1 protein-coding gene is annotated in these 1,799 nt (G+C 37.4%); it reads left to right on the top strand.

Annotation, left to right across the window (positions count from 1 at the left end):
• Window positions 1-89: 89 nt before the first annotated feature.
• Window positions 90-1,799: glycine--tRNA ligase subunit beta (glyS, locus tag GSY74_RS10465; RefSeq protein ID WP_164665054.1), on the top strand; the 1,710-nt coding region annotated here is incomplete at its 3' end.

The raw sequence follows: 1,799 nt of genomic DNA on the forward strand, positions 1-1,799 counted from the left end.
ATATTTAAATAAGTAAAAAATTCTATAACCCCTCATTTATCAACGATATGGTAAAATCCCACAATTATTGAAAACTAGGACAAGCAACCATGACAAAATCACTTCTAATAGAGATAGGTGTAGAGGAGTTACCTGCTATACCACTACTAAAAATCCTCAAAAATATTGAAAAATCTTGGGAAAATATACTAAAAGAATATCGACTACCGACAGAGTTTGAATTTCTATATACACCACGCCGTTTAGTTCTAAAACATGAATCTATAGCTATAAAACAAGCAGATAGTACAACCGAACTATTCGGCCCACCAATGAGGGTAGCTATAAGAGATGGGAAAGTGACCAAGGCAGGTGAAGGATTTGCACGAAAATGTGGTGTGCATTTTAATGCGTTAACTACCAGTAAAAAAAATGGTAAAGAGGTTCTCTACTTCAAAAAAGAGGAAGAGGGAACAGCGATAGAAGAACTACTTGAAGAGATGATACAGAAATGGATAGCATCTATGAGTTTTGGAAAGATGATGCGTTGGAGTAACAGAAGTGATGAGTTTATCCGTCCTATTCGCTGGTTGCAGGTTCGTCTTGACAATGACTCTGTGGATGTTGAACTGTTTGGTGTTAAGTCTGACAGTAAAACTTTTGTTCATAGAATGGTCGATTTTGAAGCTATCGAAGTAGCAGATATAGGTCAATATGAAAAGATTTTGGCAGAGGGAATGGTCTCTCTCTCTCCAGAGATTAGAAAAGCAAAAATTTTAGCAGAGTTTAATATCTTGGAGAGGGAGCATAATATCACTATAGAGAGAGATATATCTCTACTAAATGAGATTGTAGCGATTACCGAGAATCCAAAGTCTCTACTTGGCTCTTTTGATAAGCTTTTTTTGGAGTTGCCCCCAGAGGCGATTATCGCATCCATGAAAGAGCATCAACGCTATTTTCCTGTGTTTGAAGATGGGAAGTTGAGTAACAAGTTTATAGTCGTCTCCAATGCTGTAACAGATGATTATACTAAAGTTGTCGCAGGGAATGAGAGAGTGCTTAAGCCTAGACTCTCCGATGGTCTGTTTTTCTATAGAAATGACCTCAATCGTGGTCTTATCACTGATGGATTAGAGAAGATTACCTTTATGGATGGTTTAGGTAGCTTGATGGATAAGATAGATAGAGAAAAAGCTATTGCACTTAGACTACTTTCACTATATATGGACAGTGTAGAGAGAGAGACAGGAAAAAATTCGCATGAGTTAACTATGCTTATGGAGGAGACTATTAGTTTAGCAAAAGCTGACTTGACCTCTGAAATGGTTTATGAGTTTACAGAACTTCAAGGTCTTATGGGTTACTATTACGCCAAAGCACTGGGCAAAGATGAACTGATTTATAGTGCTATAAAAGAGCAGTATTATCCTCTGGGTGAGGGGGCAGAACTTCCATCCTCCAGATTCTCTGCTATTGTGGCAATGGCTATCAAGCTTGATACACTTATTGGTCTTTTCTCCGTTGGTAAAATTCCAACAGGCTCAAAAGACCCATTTGCACTTAGACGAGCGGTTAATGGTATTGTTCGTATGGTTATAGAGTATGATTTGACATTTGATATTGATGAGATTATCACTCTGCTTGATGAGCTATATGCTGATTATGAGGCAGAAAAACTGGGAGATTTTATTATTGAGAGAATCAAAAAATCACTCGATGCAAACCCATCTGTTATCTCTGCTGTTTTGGAGTCAGGTGAGAGAGATATAAATGAGATAGCTAAAAAAGTATCTGCTCTAAATAACATAGTATCCCAA

Source organism: Sulfurovum sp. bin170, from assembly GCF_010892395.1.
In the GTDB taxonomy this organism is placed as follows: Bacteria; Campylobacterota; Campylobacteria; order Campylobacterales; family Sulfurovaceae; genus UBA1140.